19 protein-coding genes are annotated in these 24,976 nt (G+C 69.6%); 8 read left to right on the top strand and 11 right to left on the bottom strand.

Features of this window, described 5'->3' with window-relative positions; genetic code table 11:
• The first annotated feature begins 102 nt into the window (after positions 1-102).
• The 7 genes from PV762_RS06385 to PV762_RS06355 all read left to right on the top strand — a co-directional run bounded on the left by PV762_RS06385 (position 103) and on the right by PV762_RS06355 (position 13,933).
• Positions 103-4,644 (top strand): hypothetical protein, encoded by a 4,542-nt coding sequence (locus PV762_RS06385; protein ID WP_421034189.1) that lies wholly within the window; start codon positions 103-105, stop codon positions 4,642-4,644.
• 249 nt (positions 4,645-4,893) lie between these two features.
• Complete coding sequence (locus PV762_RS06380) at positions 4,894-8,616, top strand: hypothetical protein (protein WP_421034188.1); 3,723 nt, start codon at positions 4,894-4,896, stop codon at positions 8,614-8,616.
• A gap of 116 nt (positions 8,617-8,732) precedes the next feature.
• Positions 8,733-9,887, top strand: coding sequence for a glycosyltransferase (locus PV762_RS06375; protein ID WP_421034187.1), 1,155 nt, complete (start codon positions 8,733-8,735; stop codon positions 9,885-9,887).
• Position 9,888: 1 nt separating this feature from the next.
• Positions 9,889-10,659 (top strand): DUF5672 family protein, encoded by a 771-nt coding sequence (locus tag PV762_RS06370; RefSeq protein WP_421034186.1) that lies wholly within the window; start codon positions 9,889-9,891, stop codon positions 10,657-10,659.
• Positions 10,656-11,663 (top strand): hypothetical protein, encoded by a 1,008-nt coding sequence (locus tag PV762_RS06365; RefSeq protein WP_421034185.1) that lies wholly within the window; start codon positions 10,656-10,658, stop codon positions 11,661-11,663. Before PV762_RS06370 ends, PV762_RS06365 begins: the two co-directional genes overlap by 4 nt.
• 193 nt (positions 11,664-11,856) lie before the next feature.
• Entirely contained in the window at positions 11,857-13,431 is a 1,575-nt protein-coding gene (locus PV762_RS06360; RefSeq protein WP_421034184.1) for a methyl-accepting chemotaxis protein, read from the top strand.
• Between the two features lie 277 nt (positions 13,432-13,708).
• Complete coding sequence (locus PV762_RS06355; protein WP_421034183.1) at positions 13,709-13,933, top strand: hypothetical protein; 225 nt, start codon at positions 13,709-13,711, stop codon at positions 13,931-13,933.
• A 49-nt stretch (positions 13,934-13,982) separates the two neighbouring features.
• Here the strand turns inward: PV762_RS06355 and PV762_RS06350 are convergent, their stop codons facing one another.
• The 4 genes from PV762_RS06350 to PV762_RS06335 form a co-directional block, all read right to left on the bottom strand.
• Positions 13,983-14,588 carry a hypothetical protein gene (locus PV762_RS06350; RefSeq protein ID WP_421034182.1) on the bottom strand — a complete coding sequence of 202 codons (606 nt, stop codon included), beginning with the start codon at positions 14,586-14,588 and terminating at the stop codon, positions 13,983-13,985.
• The gene (locus PV762_RS06345; protein ID WP_421034181.1) at positions 14,578-15,969 is read right to left on the bottom strand and encodes a hypothetical protein; all 1,392 of its coding nucleotides are present in this window, start codon (positions 15,967-15,969) and stop codon (positions 14,578-14,580) included. The genes PV762_RS06350 and PV762_RS06345 overlap by 11 nt, the downstream gene beginning before the upstream one ends.
• Complete coding sequence (locus PV762_RS06340) at positions 15,966-16,982, bottom strand: phospholipase (protein ID WP_421034180.1); 1,017 nt, start codon at positions 16,980-16,982, stop codon at positions 15,966-15,968. The genes PV762_RS06345 and PV762_RS06340 overlap by 4 nt, the downstream gene beginning before the upstream one ends.
• 103 nt (positions 16,983-17,085) lie before the next feature.
• Positions 17,086-18,102 (bottom strand): phospholipase, encoded by a 1,017-nt coding sequence (locus tag PV762_RS06335; RefSeq protein WP_421034179.1) that lies wholly within the window; start codon positions 18,100-18,102, stop codon positions 17,086-17,088.
• On the opposite strand from PV762_RS06335, the gene PV762_RS06330 reads away from it, so the two are divergent.
• Positions 18,092-18,286, top strand: a complete 195-nt coding sequence (locus tag PV762_RS06330; protein WP_421034178.1) for a hypothetical protein — start codon at positions 18,092-18,094, stop codon at positions 18,284-18,286. The two genes, PV762_RS06335 and PV762_RS06330, sit on opposite strands and share 11 nt — an antisense overlap.
• Before the next feature lie 11 nt (positions 18,287-18,297).
• Here the strand turns inward: PV762_RS06330 and PV762_RS06325 are convergent, their stop codons facing one another.
• The 7 genes from PV762_RS06325 to PV762_RS06295 form a co-directional block, all read right to left on the bottom strand.
• A complete protein-coding gene (locus PV762_RS06325) occupies positions 18,298-18,948 on the bottom strand; it encodes a superoxide dismutase (protein WP_421034177.1) in 651 nt (216 codons plus the stop codon).
• 157 nt (positions 18,949-19,105) lie between these two features.
• Complete coding sequence (locus PV762_RS06320) at positions 19,106-20,314, bottom strand: patatin-like phospholipase family protein (protein WP_421034176.1); 1,209 nt, start codon at positions 20,312-20,314, stop codon at positions 19,106-19,108.
• Positions 20,315-20,367: 53 nt separating this feature from the next.
• On the bottom strand, positions 20,368-21,225 hold the full coding sequence (locus PV762_RS06315) for a substrate-binding periplasmic protein (protein WP_421034175.1): 858 nt from the start codon (positions 21,223-21,225) through the stop codon (positions 20,368-20,370).
• A gap of 182 nt (positions 21,226-21,407) precedes the next feature.
• Positions 21,408-22,448 carry a TRAP transporter substrate-binding protein gene (locus PV762_RS06310; RefSeq protein WP_421034174.1) on the bottom strand — a complete coding sequence of 347 codons (1,041 nt, stop codon included), beginning with the start codon at positions 22,446-22,448 and terminating at the stop codon, positions 21,408-21,410.
• Positions 22,449-22,494: 46 nt separating this feature from the next.
• Entirely contained in the window at positions 22,495-23,787 is a 1,293-nt protein-coding gene (locus PV762_RS06305) for a TRAP transporter large permease (protein WP_421034173.1), read from the bottom strand.
• An 18-nt stretch (positions 23,788-23,805) separates the two neighbouring features.
• Entirely contained in the window at positions 23,806-24,348 is a 543-nt protein-coding gene (locus PV762_RS06300; protein WP_421034172.1) for a TRAP transporter small permease, read from the bottom strand.
• Positions 24,345-24,893: a gluconokinase gene (locus tag PV762_RS06295; protein ID WP_421034171.1), complete on the bottom strand. Its 549-nt coding sequence runs from the start codon at positions 24,891-24,893 to the stop codon at positions 24,345-24,347. The genes PV762_RS06300 and PV762_RS06295 overlap by 4 nt, the downstream gene beginning before the upstream one ends.
• Between the last annotated feature and the right edge of the window lie 83 nt (positions 24,894-24,976).

Raw genomic sequence — 24,976 nt, 5'->3', positions numbered from 1 at the left:
TGTCGTTTGCGGCTCTGGCTTGCGGCCCTCGCCCACCCGGCGCAGGTCGTGGGGCTGCAAACGACAGACCAGACAGGTTTCAGAAGTACCCTCCGTTCCCGCATGGCCACCTTCGACGTCGGTTCGCTCACTCCCGAGGAGATCGCAGCGCTCACCACCACGCAGCTCGCAACGCTGACGGGGTCGGAGTGGGCCTTGCTGACCGCCAAGCAGGTGGTGGCGCTGACGACCTTCCAGGTGTCGGCGCTGTCGGCGCGCCAGCTCAACTACCTCGCGTCGGGACAGCTCGGCGCGATGGAGCTGCAGGACGTCCAGGCGATCAACACCGCGGCGATCCGGACGCTGACGACAGCATCGCTCGCGGCGCTGACCACCGACCAGATCCATGCGCTGACGACGGCGCAGATGCCCGCGCTGACCGTGGACCGGCTGCGCCGCATGGACAGCGGCCAGTTCACCGCGCTGGACAGCACGCAGATCGCGGCGCTGTCGTCGGTGCAGGTGCGCGGCCTGGGCAGCCAGCAGATCGGCATGCTGTCCACCGACGAGGTGGCCGTCTTCAGCACCGCTTCGATGCAGGTGCTGAACACGGTGCAGATCGGCGCGCTGAGCGTCGATCAACTCAACGCTTTCAGCACCGCCCAGATCGGCGCGCTGCGCGGCAACCAGACCAAGGGCCTGAGCGGCGACCAGCTCAGCGCGCTGAGCACCGACGCGCTGCAAGCGCTGAGCACCGGCGCGGTCCGCGGCCTGAGCACGGCCGCCGTGTCGCACCTGTCGTCCGACGCGGTGCAGTCGCTGGACAGCAGGCAGATCGCCGCGCTGACCAGCCAGCAGTTCCGCACGCTGAGCACCGACGCGCTGGTCGCGCTGACGACCGAACAGGCCGGCGCGCTCAACACGCTGCAGATCAAGTCGCTGAACACCGCGCAGGTGGCGGCGCTCGAGGGCGAGGACCTCGCCGCGATCGGCACCAAGGGCCTGCGCGCCTTGAATTCGCAGCAGCTGGGCGCACTGTCCTCGGACCAGGTCGACGCGCTGAGTTCTCGCCAGGTGCAGAGCCTGACCTCGACCCAGCTGATCGGCCTCACCAGCGACCAGTTGCCCGCCTTCAGCACCGACGAACTGCGGCTGATGAGCAGCAGCGCGCTGGTCGGCCTGAAGCCCGAAGTGCTGGCCGCCATGAGCGCCGAGCAGCTCGGCGCGCTCAAGACGGTGCAGATCGCGATGCTGACCACGCGCCAGTTGGCGGCGTTCGACACCGACGACCTGGCCGCGCTGTCGACCGCGCAGATCGCGGCGTTCAGCTCCAAGCAGCTGCAGTCGCTGACGCCGGAGCAGTTCCACTCGCTGGGCACGGAAGACCTCGCCGCGCTCAGCAGCACGACCCTGCGCGGCCTGACCCCGGCGCAACTGGCCTCGCTGAGTTCGGAACAGCTCGCCGCGATCAGCGGCGCGCAGGCCGGATCGCTGTCGACGACGCAACTGCGCGACCTCAGCGACGAGCAACTGGCCGCGCTCGGCACCGGTGCGATCCAGGCGCTGACCACCCGCGTGATCGCGACGCTGACCGGTCACCAGCTCGACGTCCTGAACTCCGACCAGCTGCAGGCGCTGACCACCAACCAGATCCGCGCGCTCGGCACCGCGCAGCTGGCGGCGCTGACCGTCGAGGACCTGAACACGCTGACGACGGGGCAGTTCGCGGCCTTCACCTCCGCGCAGTTCCGCGGACTGACCACCGAACAGGTGTCGCAGCTCGAGCCCGAAGACTTCGGCGCGCTCAACGCGACGGTGATCCGCTCCTTGAGCAGCGCGCAGGTCCAGGCGCTGGACATCAACCTCGTCGCGGCCTTCAGCACCTCGCAGACCTTTGCGCTCAACGCGGCGCAGATCGGCGCGCTGACCGCGGGCCAGTTGCAGGCGCTGTCGCCCCAGGCGTTGCAGGCGATCTCGACGCTGGCGATCCGCGGCCTGAGCGCCGATCAGCTGGACGCGCTGGGTCCCCTCGGCGTGGCCACGCTGCGCGACGCCCAGCTCGCCGCGCTGAGCACGGCGCAGGTGCGCAGCCTCAACCGCGACGACCTGAACGCGCTGGGCTCGGTGCACTTCGCAGCGCTGACCTCGTTCCAACTGGCGGCCATCTCCACCGACGAGATCGGCGCACTGGCGCCGGAACTGCTCGCCGGCGTCAAGCCGATCTACCTCACCGCGCTGACGACCGCCCAGATCCACGAACTGAGCCGTGAGCAGGTCGGCGCCTTCGGCAGCGCGCAGACGGCGCTGCTGGGCACCGGCCAGGTGGCGGCGCTGACGCCGTCGCAGATCGACGCGCTCTCGACCGACGGCGTGCGCGGCCTGACCGTGCAGTCGCTGCAGAGCTTCACCACGGACCAGCTCAACGCCCTCGTGCCCGAGCAGTTCGCGGCGATGCGCACCAACCAGATCGCCTCGCTGACGACCACGCAGCTGTCGGCCATGGAACAGGCCGACCTGAACGCGCTGGACTCGGCGCAGTTCGCGGTGTTCTCGTCGAAGCAGCTGGCGGCCTTCACGACCGACCAGATCAGCCAGCTGGAGTTCCAGGACATCGTCGGACTGAACACCCGGGCGCTGCTCGGGCTGAGTTCGGCCCAGATCGGCGCGATGAACGTCGACAGCATCGCTTCGCTGAGCAACGCGCAGCTCGCGGCGCTCAGCTCGAAGCAATTGCTGGGTCTGACCGCCGACCAGATCGACCACCTGAGTACCGCCCAGCTCGCAAGCCTGGGCTCGCAGGCCCTGCTCGGCCTCACCAGCGACCAGTTCGGCTCGCTGGACCTGGACCAGATCGCCGCGCTGTCGGCCAGGCAGATCGCGGCGCTGACGTCGCTGCAGATCGCGGCCATGGACCCCACGGCGCTGACGGCGCTGACGACCCTGCAGTTCGCCGCCTTGCGTTCCTCGCAACTCGCCGGGCTGAGCGGCGCGCAGCTCGCCGCGCTGGAGACGCAGGACCTGGCCGTCCTCCACACCACCGCGCTCAAGGCGATGGGCTCGGACCAGATCGCGCTGTTCAGCACCGACCAGATCGCGGCGTTGCGGCCGGACCAGGTCGGGTCGCTGACCTTCCAACAGGCCGCGGCGATGCACACGGACCAGATCCAGGCGCTGGGCACGGCACAGATGCTGGGCCTGACCAACGTGCAGGTGCTGGCCTGGACGAGCGACCAGATCGCGGCGCTGGACGCGCAGGACGTGGCCCTGTTGCCCGGCCGCGCGATCCGGGTGATGGACGCCGGCGACTTCGCCGCGCTGTCCACCGACCAGATCCACGCGATGACCAGCACGCAGCTGGTCGAGATGACGGTCGCGCAATTGAACGGATTCGGGACGGAGGACTATGCCGCCCTGACCTCGTCGGCCTTCCGCGTGCTGGGCACGGCGACGCTGAACGCGCTGTCGACGGACGTCTTCGCGGCGCTCGGCGCGGAGCAGATCCACGGCCTGACCACGCAGACGCTGCGCGCCTTGCACACCGAGGCCTTCGCGGCCATGAACTCCGTCGCCGTCGAGGCGCTGGACAGCCGCCAGGTCGCGTCGCTGACGACGCAGCAGTTGGCGGCGATCACGTCGGAGGCCTTCGCCACGATGTCCAGCGACGACCTGACGGCGCTGAGCCGCGACCAGGCCAAGGCCCTGACGGTGGACCAGATCCACGCCATCGGCAGCGACGCGATCGTCGGCTTCGAGACCCGCGACCTCGCCGTGCTGAGCATGGACCAGGTGCTGGCGTTCAGCACCGAGACCATCCATGCGATGTCCGGCGCGCAGCTGGACGCGCTGTTCCTGGCCACGCCGATCATGCTCAACCTCGACGGCCACGGCCTCGGGACGGTCTCTGCGGCGCAGGGCGTCAGCTTCGACATGAACAACACCGGCCACGCCCAGCAATGGGGGTGGATGGCGCAGGGCAACGGCCTGCTGGCGCGCGACATCAACGGCAACGGGCAGATCGACTCGGGCGCGGAGCTGTTCGGCACCGGCACCGTGCTGGCCAACGGGAAGCATGCCGCCAACGGCTACGAGGCGATGCAGGCCCTGGACGCCAACAGCGACCACGTGCTGAATGCGCTCGACGCCGGCTTCAGCCAGTTGCGGATCTGGGCCGACGCCAACGGCAACGGCAAGACCGACGCGGGCGAGCTCAAGTCGCTGGCGGAACTCGGCATCGTCGAGCTGGACCTGAACGCGCAGGCCAGCTCGACCGTCGATCACGGCAACCTGATCGGCCTGATCTCCGGCTACAAGACGGTGGACGGCGTGACGCACCAGATGGGCGACGTCTGGTTCTCGAAGTCGACGGACGCCGCGGGCGCCTCGGCGGCTTCGGGCCTCGACGCGCAGGCCGCCAAGGCGCATCTCGCCGCCGAGGACCTGCTCGCGGCGCCGTCGGCCACCACGACCGCCTTGCCGACGGACGCGACGCACACCGCCGCGGCGGCGGCCAGCGCGTCCGGCACGGACAGCGCCTCCCCGGCCCCCTTGTCCACCACGCCGGCCGCCACGGACGATTCGGCACAGGTCGTGCATCACGCCGCGATGGCGGCGCTTCACGCCACGGCCAGACGCCTCGAAGACGACAGCGCCGCGCCGCTGCTCTGATCGCACGCCGCCGAGCGCGTGACCTGCCGCCCCAGCCGTTCGCACCAGCGGCCGTTCGATGCCGCTGCGACACCTGTCCGCTCCCAGGACCTCACCCGTCTTATGCATCTTTGAGTGGTTGTCACGACGAACCTCGAACGACAACTATCCCACTCTCGAACTCATCTTCGGCCAATGACGGGCCCGTGAGCGACGGTCCGCCGTGGTGGCGAGACGGTCGGACCCGTCGTCTCGCGAAGGAGCTCGATGATGCGGTTCGGTCTCTTCGGCAGCAGTTCCACGCGGTCCTCCGCCGCGATCCCGTCGACGTGCCCGACGACGGAGTCGCAACCCGGCATCGCGGCTGGGACGCCGCAACCCACCGAGGGCGCCTACGAGACGGACCTTGCAGGTCAGACCGGGCAACAGGCGCACGCGCGGGTCCTGACCGCGATCGACCGCCAGTCCGCCGATGCGGCGGTGCTGTCGAGGGCCGATCAGGACTGGGAAACGCTCAACCGGCGGCGTTTCGCCGTCGGCGATCGGATCGACGCCTCGAAAGCGGCGACACTGATCGAGACGCGGCGACAGCTGGATATCGACTTCGCCCGGCACTGCGGTCTCATCCAGGCGCATCGGGAGGCGGCACAGGTCGCCGCAAAGGCGGCTACGCAGGCCACCCAGGCTCACCGGGCGCTGGCCGATGCGACGCTGGCCGCGATCGACAACGGGACTGACAGCCGCCACATCCACGCCGCGTTGGCCGGCCATGCCGGCATGGCCGAGCACATGGCCTCGCAGGCCCGGCGCCGGCGTGACGAGCTGCAGTCGGCCGCCGACACGGCGTTGCAAGCACTGGATGACGCCGTCTGCGCGCTGGCCGACCGCTGTCACGCGATGTCGTCGCTCGACGCGGGCACCGGCATTCCGGGCGACGACGAATCGAGCGCCGCCTCGGCGAGCGCCTCCGCCCGCCGGGGCGGCCTCGGCGAGGTCCTGCGCCGCCCGCTGGACGGCCTGCGCGAGCGCCTCGCGCCAGTGAAGGTGGACGCGGCGGTCGGACCGTTCGCCGTCAGTTCGACCATCAAGGCGCCCACGTCGACACCCGACGTCGAAGCGACGGCGCGACGTCCGACCACCGCCGCCAGCCCGCGCGGCCTCCAGGCGATCGACGGGAAGGCGCGCACGGCCGGCGGCCGGGTCGCGGCGCTCCTGACGAAGGGGGCGTCGAAGCGATCGAGCCACGACGCCCCGCCGGTGCGCGCGCCTGCAGCGTTCGGCAGCGCGGTGGCGTTCAGCGCCGAGGTCGACCGCCTGTTCGCGCCGCTCCCTTCGATCGGAGAACGCCCCGGATCGCGTCTGCGGACGGGCACGGACGCCGCACGTCTGGCGCAGGTCCTGCTCGACCATTCGAAGCGCGAGGTCGACGGACGGCCGGACGGTCATCCCCTGCGCCATGAGCAGGCGCTGCTGATCGCCTCGACGCTGCGCACGGTGACCGCCGATCCGGCGCGCGCGCTGCAGGTCCATGAGTTCCTGCGCCACGACCTGCCGCCGGCGCTGGCAGGTCTGTCGACGGGCACGGCCGCCGGCGGCAAGGCGGCCGAACGCGCCGCGCGTCACGACCCCGCCATCGAACGGATGGCCAACGCGGCCCGGCGGACGCTCGCGGCGACCGCCGGCGGTTTCCAGACGCTGCTCGATCTGCAGGGGATCGCCCCGCCGGCGCCGGTGCTCGGCCCCGACGCGCGACGATACGCGGAGCAATCGTTCGAGCATTACAAGCTCGGGCTGCGCGCCGAGGAGGCGCTCCTCACGCTCGGCATGAAGGTACCGGGGCGGCAGTCGACCACCGACATCAGGAACGCCCTGGAGGATCACCCGGACAGCGCGCGACTGCTGGATCCCTCGCGCCTGGGCACCGGCAATGCCCGGCACCGCCCCGGCGGTCCGCGCGAGGCCGAGCATCCCGCGACGCTGGCCGCGCAGGCCTTCCTGTACGCGACGGAGAACCTGGATCGACCGTTCCGGGCGGCCGAGGCCCGTCCCGACATGAAGCCCGCCTACGTCGCGCTGCGCAACGGCTTCACCGAGAGCGGCCAGGGCTCCGACTTCCACCTGATGGCCAAGCGGCTGCGCAAGTTCGTGACCTACATCGACCTCGCCTGCAAGACGCCGGAGGGTCGGTCGCCGACCGCCCTGGACAGGTTGCGCGCGCCGGTCCGCGCCGTGCGCCGCCTGATGGGGAAAGACAAATCGCCGTTGCGCACCTTGCTCCAGGCCGGGCCGATGGGCGCGGACCTGGGACCGGTGGCGCGGGTCGGCATGACCGCGGATACCGCAAAGGCAGGGACGGCGGTCTCATGGATCGCGAAGCTCGAAGCGGACCCGGCGGGCGGCCCGTTCACGTCCGACGAAGAACGGCGATCCCTGCTGGCCGACTTCGACCGGGCGACGCCGGCCCGACGCCGCGACATCCTGCGCCAGGTGATGCTCCCGATCGTGGCCGGCAACGATTCGTCCTCCTACAGCGACGGTCGCAAGTACGGGCTGGGCGGCACCTTCGGCTACGGCGTGGCGAGCGTCGGCGGCTTGGGCGGCATGACGGCCGGCGTGACGCCGGTGGGAGAGTTCAACCTGGACCACAGCCGCGCGGCCGTGTTCCGCACCGGCGTCGCGCCGACGACAGGACTCATTTTCCTGGGCAATGAACGCAAGGTGACCGGTTCGATCGGCGCCGGCGTGCGCGTCGGCGCGCAGGCGGGGCCGGTCGTGAACCTCACGGCCCAGGCCATGGCCCGGCTGGGCGGCTCCCACCTCGTGTCCAAGGGTCTGATGATCCGTACGAAGCGCGACGCCACGATCGCGACGAAGTCGGCGGAGGCCGCCGGCGCGGCGTCGGCGTTCTGGAATCCCGCCAGCGCCGACGTCGTGAACGCGATCTTCGAGATCGCCGAACAGCCTGCGGCGCAACGACCCGCGCACGGCGGCGCGATGTGGCGGCAGATGGTGGACCGGATCGGCGACCTCTCAACCGTCTCCTTCGGCTGGAACGCCGGGAAGACGCGCACCGCCGACGTGTCGGTGTCGCTTGAGGGCACCTTGGCCGCGAAGCTGGGCGCCGGCGTCGGCGCCTCGCTGGTGGGCGGCGTGGGCCTCAAGCACACCCTGCTCAACAAGAGTGCATCGCGTGACACGGCCGGCGCCCTGCGCAGCCTGCAGGCGGGCAGCGGCTCGCGCACGGCGCTGGGCGCCGGGGTCAGCCTGGGGATCAGCCATCCGGCGCTCCAGGTGCCCGGGGGACCGAACGTCGCGCTCTTCGGGCGACACAAGGTCGGCGTCGACACCGAACTGGTGATCCATTCGACCAACGGCATGGTGCGCATCACCACGGAGGACGGCAAGGTCCTTCCCCGGCTGTCGTTCAAGCACCGTGAATTCGGCGTGCGCGACGACTTCATCAAGGTCCTGAACACGCAGCGCGAGGTCTGGGCGGCCCGCCTGGGCGAGCGCGGCCCCGACGGCCGGCTGCGCGACGGCGACCGGATGCTGGACGACTTCCTCACCCGTCTGGTCAACCTGCCGCCCGGCGGCAACCGGGTCTTCATCGAGCGCAAGTGCCTCACGGCCGAGGCCGCCGAGACCATCAACGCCTGCATGGACCGGCTCGCGGTGCTGCAGCGTCCGCTGCCGCCCGGCATGCCTCCGGACGCGGGTGTGGAGGAACAGGTGACGATCCTGCAGCGGCAGATCGCCGCGACGGCGGCCGACGAATCCAGCTGGCAGCCTTTCAAACTGGTGGTCAACGAGACCGTCCAGCGGGTGAAGGAACGCGGGCTCGGTGCCGACGTGCGCGCCACGCCGGGCACCGGCGAAGACGATTTCGCCGACCGCTTCCTCGGCGGGGGACGGGTGACGCTGGGCGGCCACGTCGACACGGCCCTCGGCGGCCGGGATCTGCTGACGATGGACGCCTTGCCGGCGACGGTCTGACGCCTTCCCGGCAAACGCGGTCCGACGCGCGGCCCGGCCGGTCCGGACCGAGTTGGCCCGGACCTGTCCCCCTTATCCGGGCATGGTCGGCGTGAGGGGCGCGACACAATGGCCCGATGAAGACACTGTGCATCGAAGGCTGGCGGGGGGTGAACCACTCCATCGCGATGGTCAACCAGAACCAGATCCTGGAGATGGTGAAGGACCCGCGGTTCGAGCTGTTCCACAAGGACGCCCCGTTCTTCATGCCGCACTGGGACAAGAGCAAGCTGGATTCCGGCTTCGCGCCCGAGGAGCGGGCGATCATCGACGGCCTGCCAGATCCGGGCGACCGCGTGATGGACGCGCGGCTGCGCATCGCGTCGCCGGTGCGCCTCACCGACCCGGCGGCCGCGCGCCGCAACGCCACCTTCGTGGTCACCGAGTTCGGTCTCTCGGGCAAGAGTTTCGATCCGCCCGAGATGGCGCCCTCCGCGCTGACGCAGGGCGACGACTTCGTCGTCACGCCGACCCGCTGGTCCAAGGCCCGGCTGGTCGACTACGGCTTCGACGCGGACAAGGTCCAGGTGGTGCCTCACGGCTACAAGACCGACACCTTCTTCCCGATGACGCCCGAGCAGCGCCAGGCCGCGCGCGCGGCGCTGGGCATGGCGCCGCACGAGACCGTCTTCACCAACGTGGGCGTCGCAACCTGGAACAAGGGCATCGACCTGCTGCTGCTGGCCTTCGCCGAACTGCGCCTGAAGGGCCTGCCGGTGCGCCTGATCCTGAAGGACCACCAGGGCCTGTACGGCATCGGCGTCGAGCGCGTCTTCGCCGAGCTCGCGGCACGCGCGCCGCTGCTGAACACGCCGCAGGTGCGCGACGGCATCGCCATCCTGTCGACCAGCCTCAACCTGCCGCAGCTGCGCTCGCTGTACGCGCTCTCGGACGCCTACGTCTCGCCCTACCGCGCGGAAGGCTTCAACCTGCCGGTGCTGGAGGCGATGGGCTGCGGCACGCACGTGATCGTCAGCGGCGGCGGCGCCACCGACGACTTCACGCCACCCGAGCTCTGCCACCGCCTGCACAGCCGTCCCGGCACCGACGCGGATGCGCCACAACCGGTCGGCGCCTTCGTGGTCCCCGACCTGGACGACCTGCGGGAATCGATGCTGCAGGTCGTCGAGCAACGCCTGACCCCGGCGCCGCGCCGCGAGGCGGCCCGCCTGCGGCTGGCGCAGCGCTTCTCCTGGGCCACCGTGACGAAGCAGCTGCTGGACCTGATGTGACATGAGCGCGCCGTCCGTTCCGAAGCCGAGCATCGCCGTCGCCATCGTCGACACCGACCTGCACGTGCTCGCGCGTCAGGCGCTGCTGCACAGCATGCGGGCGATGGAGCAGCAGGGACTGCCCTTCAGCCAGGTGCTGATCTACTCGGACAAGCCGGAGCTCTGGCCCGGCCTGCCGGTCATCCCGGTGCCGACGCTGCGCTCGATCGCGGAGTACAACCTGCTGATCACGCGCGAGCTCGCGAAGCACCTGAGCGCCGACCATGTGCTGGTGATCCAGTACGACGGCTTCGTGCTCAACGCCGACCAGTTCTCGCCGCACTTCCTGCACTACGACTACATCGGCGCGCCCTGGCCCAACTACCCGGTCAACGAGGTCGGCAACGGCGGCTTCTCGTGGCGCTCCAGGCGGCTGGTCCACGCGGTCGCGCAGCTCGACTACCCGGATCCGACCGAGGCCGAGGACCTCTTCATCTGCCGCACCATGCGCGAGACGCTGGAGCGCGCCGGCTGCCGTTTCGCGCCCAAGGCGATCGCCTCGCACTTCTCGGTGGAGTTCCCGGCGGTGCCCTATCCCACCTTCGGCTTCCACGGCATCTTCCATCTGCCCAGCGTGTACCGAGAGATGCCCGATTTCCTGCTGGACCACCTCTCCGACCGCATCGTCAAGAGCCGCAGCGGCTTCCTGATGCCCGGGCTGCAGGCGGTTTCGCCGGCCGCGGCGCAGAAGCTGCAGGCGCGGCTGGACTCCCTCTCGAAAGCCTCCCCATGAACGCGAAGAAGCAGATCGTCATCCTGATCCCCCACGGCGTGCAGACCGGCGGCCCGGAGGCCTTGCACCAGCTGTCGGACTCGCTGATCCGCCAGGGCCACGATGCCCGCGTCTGGTACGTCCTGCCGACCGACCTGCCGGCGGTCGACGACCTGTTCCGCCGCAACGGCCTGTCGGCCGGCACCGCGCTCAAGCTGCAGCCGCGGCCCAACACCGTGGCCGACTACCAGAAGTACCAGGTGCGCCTGGCCGAGGAGATCGCGATGACGCCGGACACCTGCGTCGTCCTGGCCGAGACCTATGTCCACTGGCTGCGCTACTTCCAGCCCTGCACGCCCATGGTCTGGTGGCTGAGCATCGACAACGCCTTCGAGTACCTGTCGGTCAACAAGATCAACCTGAACCTGTTGCGCAGCGAGCGGGTGCTGCACACCTACCAGTCGGGCTACGCCCACGACGTGATCCGGGCGCTGGGCTGCGGGCGCACGCTGCCGCTGTCGGACTACACGCCGGGCAAGCCGGCGCCGGCCGAAGGAGAGCCCGTCTTCGAGACCGCCGCCAAGACCGACATCGCGCTGAACGCCAACCACAAGGTCGTCTACGACGTCGGCGCGATCGCGGCGCGACTGGAGGCCGAGAACGGCTGCAAGGTCCACCTGATCCGCGGCATGACGCGGGCGCAGGTCTACGAGGCGCTGGGGCGCAGCCGGCTCTTCATCGACCTGGGCACCTTCCCCGGCAAGGACCGCCTGGCGCGCGAGGCGCTGATGCGCGACTGCTGCGTCTTCGCGCTCGACGTCGGCGCCGCCCGCGACTACGCGCTGCCCGACGAGTGCTACTTCAAACCGGACCAGGTCGACCAGGTCTTCGCCGGCGCGCACGAACTGATGCGCCACTTCCCGCTCTACCTGGAACTGTCGCGCCCCGCCCAGCAGGCGGTGCAGCGCGAGCGGATGATATTCGAGCGTGAAGTCGCCGGCCTGGCGCACGCCTTCGGCGCCTGAGGCCGCCGGGCCCCTGGACCACCGGGCCGGACATCATCGGGTTTTCCCTGGATGCCTGGGGCCTTCCTCTCCTTGATGTAGGTGATCGCAGCACACGGGATTCGGCGCGTCGCCAATTGAGAAACCTGCGCATAGCGCCGAAGATCACCTGGGGATCGCAGCCACGGTTCCACATCCATCAGGGGGATAACAAATGAACTTCTCAGGCCTCAAGGTCAAGACCAAGCTGTGGGCGGGTTTCGGCGTCATGGCGCTGATCGTCGCTGCTGTGTCCGGCGCGGCGCTGCACTGGCTGAACCAGTCGAGTTCGCGCGTCGAGAACTACCTGAGCGGCGTCGCCGCCCGGGAACGCATGGTGATCGCGGTGCAGTCCGCGGCGAAGTCGCGCGCCATCGCGGCGCGCAACCTGGTGCTGGTCACCACGCCGGAGGACCGGACGAAGGAACTGGCCGCCGTCACCAAGGCGCATGAAGAGGTCGGCCAGTCGCTGGCCACGCTGAAGTCCCACCTGGCGGCCGCGAAGGACGCGACGTCGCAGGACCATGCGCTCTTCGACAAGGTCGCCACCATCGAGGAACAGTACGGCAAGGTCGCGCTGATGATCGTGGGCCTGGCCAGCGACGGCAAGCGCGATGACGCCGTGGCCAAGATGAACGCGGAATGCCGCCCGCTGCTGGCGGCGCTGCTGAGTGCGACGGGCGACTTCATCAGCTATGAGGACGAGCGCTCCGCCGCCGAGACCAAGGAGGCGACCGAGCTGTTCGCCACCGACCGCATGCTGCTGATCACGACCGCGGTCCTGTCGGCGGCCGTGGCCGGCCTGCTGGGCTGGCTGATCAGCCGCGCGGTGACGGCGCCGCTGAACCGCGCGATCAAGGTCGCGCAGTCGGTGGCCGACGGCGACCTGCGCGACGAGATCGAGGTCGACGGCCGGGACGAACTGAGCCAGCTGCTGACGGCGTTGAAGGCCATGAGCGGCAACCTGTCGACGATGGTGACCCACGTGCGCCAGGCCGCCGACGGTATCGCCACGGCGTCCACGCAGATCGCCAGCGGCAACCAGGACCTGTCCAGCCGGACCGAGACCCAGGCCAGCGCGCTTCAGGAGACGGCGTCGTCGATGGCGCAGATGACCGAGACGGTGCAGGTCAACGCCGAGTCCTCGCGCAAGGCCACCGGCCTGGCCGATGCCGCGGCGCATGTCGCCGGCCAGGGCGGCGAGGTGGTCCACCGCGTCATGACGACGATGGAAGCCATCACCGGCTCCAGCAAGCGCATCGGCGACATCACCAGCGTGATCGACGGCATCGCGTTCCAGACCAACATCCTGGCGCTGAACGCGGCCGTCGAGGCGGCCCGTGCCGGCGAACAGGGCCGCGGCTTCGCGGTCGTCGCCAGCGAGGTCCGTGCGCTGGCGCAGCGCAGCGCCCAGGCGGCCAAGGAGATCAAGACGCTGATCTCGGACTCGGTCGAGAAGGTCGACGCCGGCGCGGTCCAGGTGCAGGAAGCCGGCCGCACGATGGACGAGGTGCTGACCCAGGTCCGCAAGGTCACCGACCTGATGGGCGAGATCAGCGCCTCCACCGACCAGCAGACCCACGGCATCGTGCAGGTCAACGAGGCGGTCGCCGCGATCGACCGCGGCACGCAGCAGAACGCCGCGCTGGTGGAGCAGAGCGCCGCGGCGGCGGAAAGCCTGCGCCAGCAGGCGATGGCGTTGACCGAGGCGATCGCCCGGTTCAAGGTGCGCGGCATGGCGGTCGCCTGACCCCGGCGCGATCGGCCCCTGGCGGACGATCGCAGAAAAGGCTTCGGCAAAGGTCTCAGCAAAGCCCCTCAGCCAGCGCCGCCAGGAAAATTCGGAAAAAGCGGAACGGGAGTCGATAAGACTCCCGTTTTTCTTGTGATGCCGCGTTCAATGTGGTGCGCTTCCACGGCTCGTGCGATCGCCGGACGCCATGGCCAGAACTTGTTGGAAGCGGCTTTGAACCTGCTGCTATGCAGCATAGAGTGTCCCGGTGTTCAGCCCGCTCGTGAGGTCCAGCATGAGTTCGATCGCCATGACGATGTTCCTCGACTCCACGCCCGGGGAGCTCGTCGACCTGCCGCACGCCGGCTCCGCCCTGGAGCATCCGCTGGTCTTCGACAGCGCCGCGCGCGAGATCCAGCAACTCGCCGCCGAGGGCCGGGCCGAAGTGGTCCAGCAGCGCGTGAGCACCGTGGGCGACAAGTCGCTCATCGAAGAACTGCGCTTCCGCCGCATCGCCTGAGGATCCGACCGCAGCTCGCGGCGCCCTGGCCGGGGTGCCATACGCCGCATCAGGGCGCAGCCGCGCTTGCCCCCAGGCTCGCCTGCATCCGTTCGCGCATTTCCGCGATGCGGCGCCGCTTTTCCTCACCCTTGGCGAGTTGTTCGGGCGGGAGGCCCATCGCGCGACCCTGCTCGATCTGACGGTCGAGCAACGGCAGTTCACGGTCGGCCGCGTCGACGAAGGCTCGCTGGACCGCCTGATGCCTGTCCTGCTCGCGTTGCGCATAGGCCTGATGGTTGTCGAGTTGCCACGCCGGTGTGGGCGATTCCTCGCTCGCCCGCTGGATCGGCGGCGCGCGGTCGTCCCCCGTGACGCGCGAGTCCGCGAGACTCCAGGCGGCCGGGACCTCGATGCCCGCTGAGGACGCCGGCGCGGAGGCGGCGTCCGACCCGGCAGCCGCTGGCGCGATCAGCTCCAGGTTCGAAGGCGGGAGGTCCGCATCGCGCGTCGGCGACGCGCCCTCAGCCATCAGGCTGGCGGCAGAGGCCGGGTCCGCGTGGGCAGCAACCGGCACCGCGGGCTCCCTGTCGCCCGAGCCGACTGACGCGTTGAAGGCGCCCCACGCGACCGCGGCGACCGCCAGCGTGATGGCCGCTCCGACGTCAATGCGCATGTCCGTGCTCCCCGCCCGCAGGCGTCGCTCGTTGCGGCTCGAACGGCACCTGCGGCTCAGCGATGCCAGGCGCCCAGCGCAGTCCCGCGGACGCCAGCAGCTCGACCTGACGTTGCTGCCAGCGCGCTTCCAGCTTCTCGAGGGCGACCGCTTGCCGGGCCTCGTGTCGGACGGTCTCACTGTCTGCCGGGTGATGCCCACGCTTCACCGAGAGCGCCTGCACCCGCTCCCAGCCGTTGCCGTCCGGATGACGTATCGGCGGCGAGGCCGTGCCCGCGGGCCAGGCCTGCAACAGATCGAGCACCCAGGCGTCGACCTCGGCTGACGGTCTCGCATCGCCCAGGCGCCAGGACACCCGCACCGCACCGGGCCGTCCTTTCAGATCCGCTCCCCGCGCCTCGTCCGCGCAACCGGCGGGCGCGCAGCGCAGACGCAGGCCCTCGACGGACTCCAGGCGCTCGAAGCGGTCGAGATGCGCGCGGTAGTAGGCTCCGATCTCGTCCGCGGTCACCGACGCGGCCAGGGCGTCCCGGGGCGGTGCTTCCGCGTGCGGGTCGCCGCTCAGGCCCTGCCATCGCTGCCAGGCGAGCTTGCGTTGCCGGGCCTCGATGACCCGATGGATGAACTCGAGTTCCGACCGGCTCCATCCGCTCTCGCGGCGCGACCACTGCTCGACGAACCGTTCGCGCAGCAGTTGCCGCGCCTGGGCGCGCGCGTAGTCGAGATCGCCGTCGCGCAGGAGCCGGCGCCCTTGGACGTTCTGCACCGGCCAGACATCGGCCAGCGTGATCGCGCCGGCTGGCGTCTGGCCGAATGCCCGATGTCGCAGCAGGACAAGCCGCGCCGCGCCGTCGCGCTGCGACTCGTCGAGGTCCTCATTCATCCGCAGGCTTGCGCCCGGTACGGCCGACCACAGCGCGCGCCATGCGCGTGCGTCGACCGTCGACGGCAGCTCCGGCGTCGCCGCCTGCCAGTCGCGCTCGATCCGATCGGGCCAGAGCTGCTGCAGCGTCGCGAGCCATTGACGCCGCGCGTCCACCTCCGGTGCGAATGCGACCCGCCGACTTGCGAACAGCGTCGCGTCGCCGACCTCGCGCGACGCCGCCTCGCCCATGAGCAGATCGATGGCCAGCCGGCGTGCAAGCTCCTGCAGCGTCAGGTCGGGCTGCTCGCGCCGGGCGAGCATCAACAGCGCCTGCGTGGGCCGCCGAAGGATCACCTCCCCGCCTGCCCGCGCCACCCACGCCGAGTCGGCGAGGGGCTGCGACGCCGGTTTGCCCGGACCGTCTTCGGCACGCAGGGGACCGGCGCCTCCGACCCATGCCGCGCAGACGAGCGCGCCCTGGACGGCGCGCTTGAGCGATCGACGACATGCGCTCATAGCCGACCGGCCGCCGAGCCGAGCAGGTGCACCACCATGGCGATGGCATGCGGAACGACGAGGCGTCCCACTTCTCGACGGACCGCATGGTCGGTCGTCGACAGCACCCGACCGCCGCGGCTGTAAGAGATCTTCCCGCCTTCACGCACGATGCCGCGGACGTCGGCGGCGGGGGATGGCAGCGGCGTGTAGCTGAGCAGCGCCGCCGTCACCCGCGCCTCGTCGTTGAGGGCTTCCTTGTCGTAGTAGTCCCGCACCCATCCCTCCCAACCGGCGTGATGATGGCCCGACGTCGTCCAGGTGTGATGCGGCTGGAGGACATCGTTCACATGCAGGACGAAACCGAGGCTCTGTGCCGTCGGCCGGGCGAGGAACTGCAGCCACCAGTACTGCCCGAGGTTGTCGATGGGCTGGAATGGCGACGTCTCGAAATCGGCGTACATCCTGGGCGTGGAATGCGTGCCGAGCCGATAGCGGGCCTCGGTCAGGCCGTAGCTGTCGTAACGGGTGCCGTCGCGAAACCAGCCGCGATGACCGCCCGGGCCGTCATCCAGATGATCGTCGGTCAGCCAGGCCGCGGCCAGGCGGTCGATGTCTCCCTTGAACTTCAGCTTCGAGAAGTTGTAGCCGCCGAACGGGTTGCCGTGGACGTCCGGTCCCTGCGTGCGGTTCTGGAAGTGCCAGTACGAGGTGTAGTTGACGGAGGCTCCGGCGACGCCCCATGCGGGCGCACTGGCGCAGCGCCCGGAAATCGCCCCGCACAGATAGGTGTCGGAGAATCGGTCGACGTCCGCGGCGGCGCGGCTCACGGCGTCGGTGAACGACTCGATCGTGTAGCCGGCGCGCGTGACGCCGCTCAGGAGCCGCGCATAGTTGGTCGCATCGGGATGACGCTGCATGTAGTGCACCGCATCGACGACGATGCGTCGATGCGTGTCCTCCTTGAAGGCTTGGGCGTTGGTCATGGTGGCGAGGCCGATCAGGACGGCGGTCGGGAGCAGCAGGTTCTTCATCCCCGCTACGTCGAGCCAGCGCGACACCTGGTTCTCGGCCGACGCGTTCCGACGCCTGCCGCACGACGATGCGCGGCAGGCGTCGATTGACGGTCCTGCAGCCTCACAGCCGTTCAGCCGCGCGATTCAGCAGATGCACGACCATCGCGATCGCGTGCGGCACGACGACGCGCCCCACGTCGCGGCGCACCGCGTGATCGGTCGTCGACAGCACCTGCCCGCCCCGGCTGTACGAGATCTGTCCGCCCTGGCGCAGCAGCGGACGGATGTCGGTGGCGGTCGCCGGCAGCGGCGTGTAGCTGGCCAGCGCCGTGGTGACGAGCGCATCCGCGTTCAGCGTCTCGCTGTCGTAGTAGTCCTTGACCCAGGTTTCCCAGCCGGAGTGGTTCAGCGCCGACGTCGTCCAGGTGTGATGCGGCTGCAGCAGGTCGGTCGTGTGCATCACGAAGCCCAGGCTCTGCACCGTTGGCCGCGCCAGGAACTGCGACCACCAGTATTGGCCGAGGTTGTCGATCGGCTGGAACGGCGCCTGCTCGAAGTCCGCGTACATCGACGGGCTCGACGAACCGCCCTGGCGGTAGTTGGCTTCGGTCAGGCCGTAGGCGTTGTACTTGCTGCCGTCGCTGAACCAGCCCTTCATGCCGCCCTTGCCGTCGTCGAGGTGGTCGCCGACCAGCCAGGCGGCGGCGAGGTCGTCGATGTCGCCCTTCACCGTCAGCCTGGCGTAGTTGTAGCCGCCGAAGGGATTGCCATGGACGTCCGGCCCCTGCGTGCGGTTCTGGAAGTGCCAGTACGACGTGTAGTTGACGATGCCCGAACCCAGTCCCCAGACGGGCGCCAGCACGCAGTCGCCGGTCACGGCGCCGCAGAGATAGGTGTCGGCGAAGTCGTCGACGTCGTAGGCGCCCTGGCCGAGCTGCTCGGCGAACTGGTCGATCGTGTAGCCCGCGCGCGTCACGCCGGCCAGCAGCTTCGCGTAGTTGGTGGTGTCCGCATGCCGCTGCATGTAGCGGACCGCATCGATGGCGATGCGCTTGTGGGTGTCCTGGGCGAAGGCCTCGGCATCGGTCGCGTGGACGAGGCCCGCCGCCACGGCGGTCAGAAGCAGGATGGATCGCATCGAAGTCTCGCTGATGGTCCCGAGTGCCGCGTGCTTTCCGCACGTCGAAATATGGGGACCGATGTTCGAGCAGACGGATGACGATCCGGTGAAGACATCGTTCGGCGCCGGGGTTCCTGCTGTCCCCCGGCGCCGGGACACCGACCGGCGCACGCGGTCGATGGCCGACGGCCATGCCCGCTGAGCGTCAGAGGGTCAGGACTTGCCCCTCGCGCCCGCGCGTGCGGCCTCGAAGCGGCGTGCCACTTCGTCCCAGTTCACCACGTTGTAGAACGCCGCGATGTAGTCGGGTCGGCGGTTCTGGTACTGCAGGTAGTAGGCGTGTTCCCACACGTCCAGGCCGAGGATGGGCGTGCCGCCGGAGCCGATGCCGACCATCAGCGGACTGTCCTGGTTGGCGCTGCTCTCGACACCGAGATGGCCGTTCGCGTCCACCGAGAGCCAGGCCCAGCCGCTGCCGAAGCGGGTCAAGGCCGCCTTGGTGAACTTGTCCCTGAAGGCGTCGAGACCGCCGAGATCGGCGTCGATGGCCTTGGCCAGGTCGGCCGTCGGCGCGCCGCCACCGCCCTTGCCCGCGGGCGCCATCACGGTCCAGAAGAGGCTGTGGTTGGCGTGTCCGCCGCCGTTGTTGCGCACCACGCCGCGGATGTTCTCGGGCAGCGCGTCCAGTTGGACGATCAGCTGTTCAGCGGGGATGTCCGCGAACGCGGTGCCCTCCACCGCGCCGTTCAGGTTGTTGATGTAGGTCTGGTGGTGCTTGGTGTGGTGGATCTCCATCGTGCGCGCGTCGAGGTGGGGTTCGAGCGCGTCGACGGCGTAGGGCAGCGGCGGCAGGGCATGAGGCATCGTGAGACTCCGGAGGAGCCCGTCGCGTCGTGCTGCCGGCAGGGTCGCTGGTGCGGGGCGGTTGAAGGATGAGAACACCCATTCTTGTCGCTCCGCGCGAGGCGCTCAAGTCGCCGGAGGAGAAGGCCCCGTCCGCACGGGGTCATGCGCCCCCGTGTCAGGTCTTGCCCGGCTTGCCCATGAGCTTGCCGACCGCCTTGTCGACGCCCTTGTCCACGCCCTTGTCCACGCCCTTGCCGGGGGCCTTGTCCGGCGCCTTGATCGCCGGCCGCGCGTTGCGCACGCGATTCGCCAGGAACACCTCGCCGATGTCCAGGGTGCTTTCGTGCCCCACGTGCTTCGCGCACGTGGACAGCCAGCCGTCCGCCGCCGTCCGGCCGAGTCCGAAGAGCGTCGTCAGCAGGCGCGGATCCGTGTTGAGCTTGCTGGACGCGCCGAACTGCGCCAGTCCGCCCTCGTCGGCCACGCGGTGCAGCCGCATCTGCTTGTAGCGCGTGGGATCGACGCGCTGGTCGCGCAGCAGGCGCTGCACGAAGTGGATCGCCCGAAGCTCGGCGACGAGACTGGCGTTGAAGGTGATCTCGTTGATGCGATCGTCGATTTCGGTGGACGTGCGCGGGATGCCGTCGTGCTGGCGCGGGTTGATCTGGATCAGCAGCACGTCGTCGGACCCGGTGCCGTAGACCAGCGGCCACAGCGCGGGATTGCCGGAGAAGCCGCCATCCCAGAACGGCTCACCGTCGATGACGACCGTCTGCGCGCTGTGCGGCAGACAGGCCGACGCCATCAGTGCCTCGATGCTGAGATCGTCGCCGCTGAACACGCGCGGCTGGCCGGTGCGGACCGAGGTCGCCGTCACGAAGACCTTGATCGGCCCGGCGTGCACCGCGTCGATGTCGACGTGGCGGCGGACGATGTCCCGCAGCGGGTCGAGGTTGAAGGGATTCAGCTGATACGGGCTCCACAGCCGCAGCCAGGCGTCCCAGGCGGCCATCCCCGGCCAGGCGCTGCGGTTGAAGACCCAGGCGGGCGTCTCGAACGGCACGGCTTCGGCCGGGTCCTTCGCCTCGCCCACGACGCCGAAGCAGGCCGGCACGCCGGAGACGTCCTGCCAGAAGCGCGACAAGGCCTGCCGCGCCCCCAGCGCCCCGCCCTGCGCGAATCCGGTCGCCATCACCGCGGCATTCATCGCGCCGGCGCTGGTGCCGGAGACGCCGTCGATGCGCAGCGAGCCGTCCTCGAGCAGCCGATCCAGCACGCCCCAGGTGAAGGCGCCGTGGGAGCCGCCGCCCTGCAGGGCGAGGTCAATCGATCGGTCGGTGGGTCGATCGGTGGTTCGATCGGTCGGTCGGGGCGCTGTCGGCATGGCGTGAACGCGCGCGCGGCGAGGCGGCGCGAGGCGACGGTGGAAGCCGCAGCCTACCTCGGCGGCGTGTCGTTCGGCAGCCAGCGCTTGTGGATCGCCAGGAAACTGCCGTCGCGCTTCATCTCGTTGAGCTGCGACTGCCAGGCGTTGATCGTCCCCATCGGCGTGCTGCGCGAGAACGCGATGTAGCCGTCGCTCGCGGCGAAGCTGAAGACTTCCTCCAGCGCGTCGCTCCGGACGCCGGCCTGTACCAGCGTCTGCGGCATCGACAGCTTCTCGGCCGCGAACAGCGGCGCGCGTCCGGCGGCCAGCATGCGCACGCCCTGGATCGGATCGCTGATCTGCTGCAGGTTGCGCAAGCCGGCGGACTGGAGCTGCGCCAGCGTGTACCAGTCCCGCACGACCAGCACCTTGGCCGCGCGCCGCGCCTCCGCGAGCGAGCGCAACCGGATGCCGCTGCCCGCCTTCGCATAGAAAGTGCTCCGAAGTGTGATGATCGGGCCCACCCACTGGAAGAGATGCTCGCGCTCGGGGATGCGTGCCATCGAGAACAGCGCCGCCGGCGGGCCGTCCTGCGCTTCGCGGAACGCCCGGGCCCAGGGCATGAACTCGATCGGCAGCGACTGGCCGAGCCGCTTCTGGATCGCCTGCACGATGTCGACGGCGAGGCCGCGCGGCTGGCCGGCCTCGGTGAAGTTGATCGGCGGGAATTCCTCGCTCAGCAGACGGAGCGACGCGGACGCCGCACCGCCGGAGGCGGTCGTCGTGGGCGCCGGCAGCGGCGCGGGCGGCGTGTTCGATGCCGGGGCCGGCCGTGGTACCAAGGCCGGAGGCGACAAGGGGGCATGGCCGGCGGCGTGTGCGCCGCTGAGCCAGGCCAGACCCGCCAGGGTCAGGTGTCGTCGATGCATCCGCAAATCAGGTCAGGCGTTTGAACCATGATAGGCGGCGGTAACGAAACGTCTCCGGCGCATCGGGGAGAAAGCGACAACCGCGACGCGCATTCGTGCGCAGACGCGGACGGGGAAAACACCGAGCCGCGCTGTCGCCCGCGCGTCACGGACGCACATCATGCGCATCAGGCCTCATGCGCTCACTTGCCGCCGCGCAGCTTCACGAGCTGTCCCTGCGTCTCGTTCCACAGGTCCATGCCCACCTGCGCCGCGACGCCCGCATTCACGCGCGTCAGCTTGTCGCGCATGCGCGCGGTTTCCGCCGGGCTCAGCTCGTTGACCGTCATACCCTTGGCCTTGAGCTCGGCCAGTGCCTTGGCGGCCTCGTCGCGGGTGTCCTTGCGTTCGAAGTCGCGGCTCTTGACCGCCGCCTGCTGCAGCACCGCCTGCTCGTCCTTGGACAGGCCGTCCCAGAACTTCTTCGACACCGTCACGATCCACGGGCTGTAGACGTGGTTGGTCACCGTGAGGTACTTCTGCACCTCGTAGAACTTGGCCGACAGGATGGTGTTGTACGGGTTCTCCTGGCCGTCGACGGCGTTGGTCTCCAGAGCCGTGAACAGTTCCGAATACGGCAGCGGCACGGCGTTCGCACCCAGCTGCTTGAAGCTGTCGAGGAACACGTTGTTCTGCATCACGCGCAGCTTGATGCCGCTGAGGTCTTCGAGCTTGTTGACCGCGTGCTTGCTGTTGGTCAGGTTGCGGAAGCCGTTCTCCCAGTAGACGAGGCCGACCAGGCCCTTGTCCGTGAGCTTGGCCTTGACCTTGTCGCCCACGGGTCCGTCCAGCAGCGCGTCGGCCTCGCGGACGTTGTTGACGAGGAAAGGCGTGTCCCACAGCGCCATCTCCTTGGCGATGCCGACCAGCGTCGCGGTCGAGCCGACCATCATCTCCTGCGCGCCGCCGATCAGCGCCTGCTGCATCTGGTTGTCGGGGCCGAGCGCGGCGCCGCCGATGGCGCGCACCTTCATCTTGCCGCCGGAGAGCTTCTGCACCTCGTCGGCGAACACCTTGACCGCGCGACCCTGGTTGCTGTTCTCGGCCAGGCCGTAGCCGAAGCGGATCAACCGCGGCTTGATGTCGGCGGCCTGCGCGGGCAGCGCGGCGGCGATCAGGGCGACGCCCAGCGCCGAAGCGGCGGCCAGGATCTTGCGGCGGGTGTTCAGGCTCTTCAGGCTCATGCTTGTCTCCTTGGGGGAACGGGTCTCGACGGGAAGCCGGGCGGCGTCAGCGCATCCACTTGATGGGCGCGGTGACCAGCTCGGGGAACGCGGTGAACATCACCAGGATCAGCGCATAGGTGATCAGGAACGGATTCACGCCCTTGATGACCTGGTGCATCGACAGCCGGCCGACGCCGGCCACGACGTTCAGCACCGTGCCCACCGGCGGCGTGATCAGGCCGATGGCGCCGTTGAGCACGAACATCAGGCCGAAGTAGACCGGATCGATGCCGGCCTTGACCGCGATCGGCAGCATCACCGGGGCGAAGATCAGGATGGTCGGGGTCAGATCGAGCGCGGTGCCGATGACCACGAGGATCAGCATCATCAGCGCCATCAGCAGGCGCGGCGATTCGATCAGCCCGCCGAGCCAGCCGCTCAGCACGCCCGGCAGGTCGGCCAGCGTGATCATGTAGCTCGCGACCTGCGCGCCGGCGCACAGGAACATCACGATGGCCGTCGTCTTGGCGGCGCGCACCAGCACGCCGTGCAGGTCGCGCAGGCTCATCTCGCGGTGCACGGCGAAGCTGATCACCAGCGCGTAGAACGCGGCCACGACGGCGGCCTCGGTGGGCGTGAACACGCCGGTCTTCATGCCGCCGATGATGATCAGCGGCATCAGCAGCGCGAAGAAGGCCTTGGCGGTGGCCTGCAGGCGCTCGCTCATGGGCAGCGGCGTGCCCGGCGGCAGGTCGATCCTGCGCAACTGCAGCTTCCACGCGATCAGCAGGCCCAGGCCCATGACGAGGCCGGGCACGATGCCGGAGATGAACAGCGCGGAGATCGAGGTGTTGGTCGTCACGCCGTAGATCACGAAAGGCATCGACGGCGGAATGATCGGCGCGATGATGCCGCCCGACGCGATCAGCCCGGCGGAGGTGCCCATCGGATAGCCGTGGCGCCGCATCATCGGCAGCAGGATGGTGGCGAGCGCGGCGGTGTCGGCCAGCGCGGAGCCGCTCATGCTGGCCATCAGCACCGAGGCGCCGATGGCGACGAAACCCAGTCCGCCGCGGATGTGACCGACCCAGGCCTGCGCCATCTGGATGATGCGCCGGCTGATGCCGCCGGCGTTCATCAACTCGCCGGCGAGGATGAAGAACGGGACGGCCAGCAGCGGGAAGCTGTCGATGCCGGCGACCAGGTTCTGCGCCAGCAGCTGGGTGTCCCAGAAGTCCAGCGCCCAGGCCATGCCGGCGCCAGTCAGCACCAGCGCGAAGGCCATCGGGATGCCCAGACCCATCAGCAGCAGCATGCCGCCGCAGAAGACGATGAAGGAGAGTGCTTCGTTGCTCATGATGGAGGCGCCCTGCCCTTACTCGACGTCCGACTCGTGCTCGAGGTCGATCGGCTGGTTGCGGATCAACTCCCACAGCGCCATGAGCGCGATCGCGGTGCACGACAGCAGCGCGGGCAGCGGGAGCAGCGCGTTCGAATAACCCAGCACGACGGAATTGCTGTCCAGCCCGACGACCACCTGCTGCCAGGCGCCCCATCCGACCAGGCCGGCCGCGACGATGACGGCGATGCGGATGAACACGGTGATGACACGCAGGGCGACGGGTTTCCGGCGCAAGGGCAGCAGCAGGCTGGTGAACGCCATGTGCTCGCCGAGCGGATAGGCGGCGGTCGCGCCGATGAAGACCATCCAGACGAACAGGAGACGGGACAGTTCTTCGCTCGCGTTGATGCCGCTGCCGAAGCCGTAGCGCAGCACGACGTTGATGAACACGGCCAGCGCCATCACGCCAAGGCACAGCGCCATCGCGCCTTCGCTGAGGATCTGCAGGCGGGAGCGAGGCGCGGAGGCCGCCGTGGCGGCGGAGGCGGCGGGAGCGTCCGAGGCGGGGTGCGTCATGGTCCGGTTTCCTGGTTGTTCTTCGGGGTCAGCAACGCGAGCGCGAGATCGACCTGCGCCGACGGCGTCAACGCGGCAGGCACCGTGATGACGCCGGGTTCGCCGACGGGCGATTCCAAGGTGGCGAACTGGCTGTCGACCAGAGTCGTCGAAAAGAAGTGTCGATCGGCGCGGTCGGCGACACGCTGAAGCGCCAGGGCCTTGTCGATGTCCATGAACACGAAACGCAGCGCCGGGCAGGCGCGGCGCAGACGGTCGCGGTAGGCGCGCTTGAGCGCCGAACAGCTGAGAACGGCCGGCGACTGCTCGGCGAGCATCTGGCCGAGGCGCTCCAGCCAGCCCCAGCGATCTTCGTCGGTGAGCGGCTGACCGGCCTGCATCTTGGCGATCGAGGCCGGCGCGTGGTGGGCATCGCCTTCGATGAAGGGCCAGTCGAGCGACTGGGCGAGCGCCTGTCCGACGCTGGTCTTGCCGCAGCCGGCAACGCCCATCACAACGATGGCGCGCGCGGAAATCGAAGCGGCGGTGACGGTCGACGATGTCATTGGATAGCGCTATCCCAAGTTCTGAAAAGAGACGGCGATCGGAGGATCCGGGGTCGCCGTCGAGTCCGCGTCGCACAGGAAAG

It is taken from the genome of Mitsuaria sp. CC2, assembly GCF_048957715.1.
Classification (GTDB): domain Bacteria; phylum Pseudomonadota; class Gammaproteobacteria; order Burkholderiales; family Burkholderiaceae_C; genus Roseateles.
This window is presented reverse-complemented; position numbering and strand designations above follow the sequence as displayed.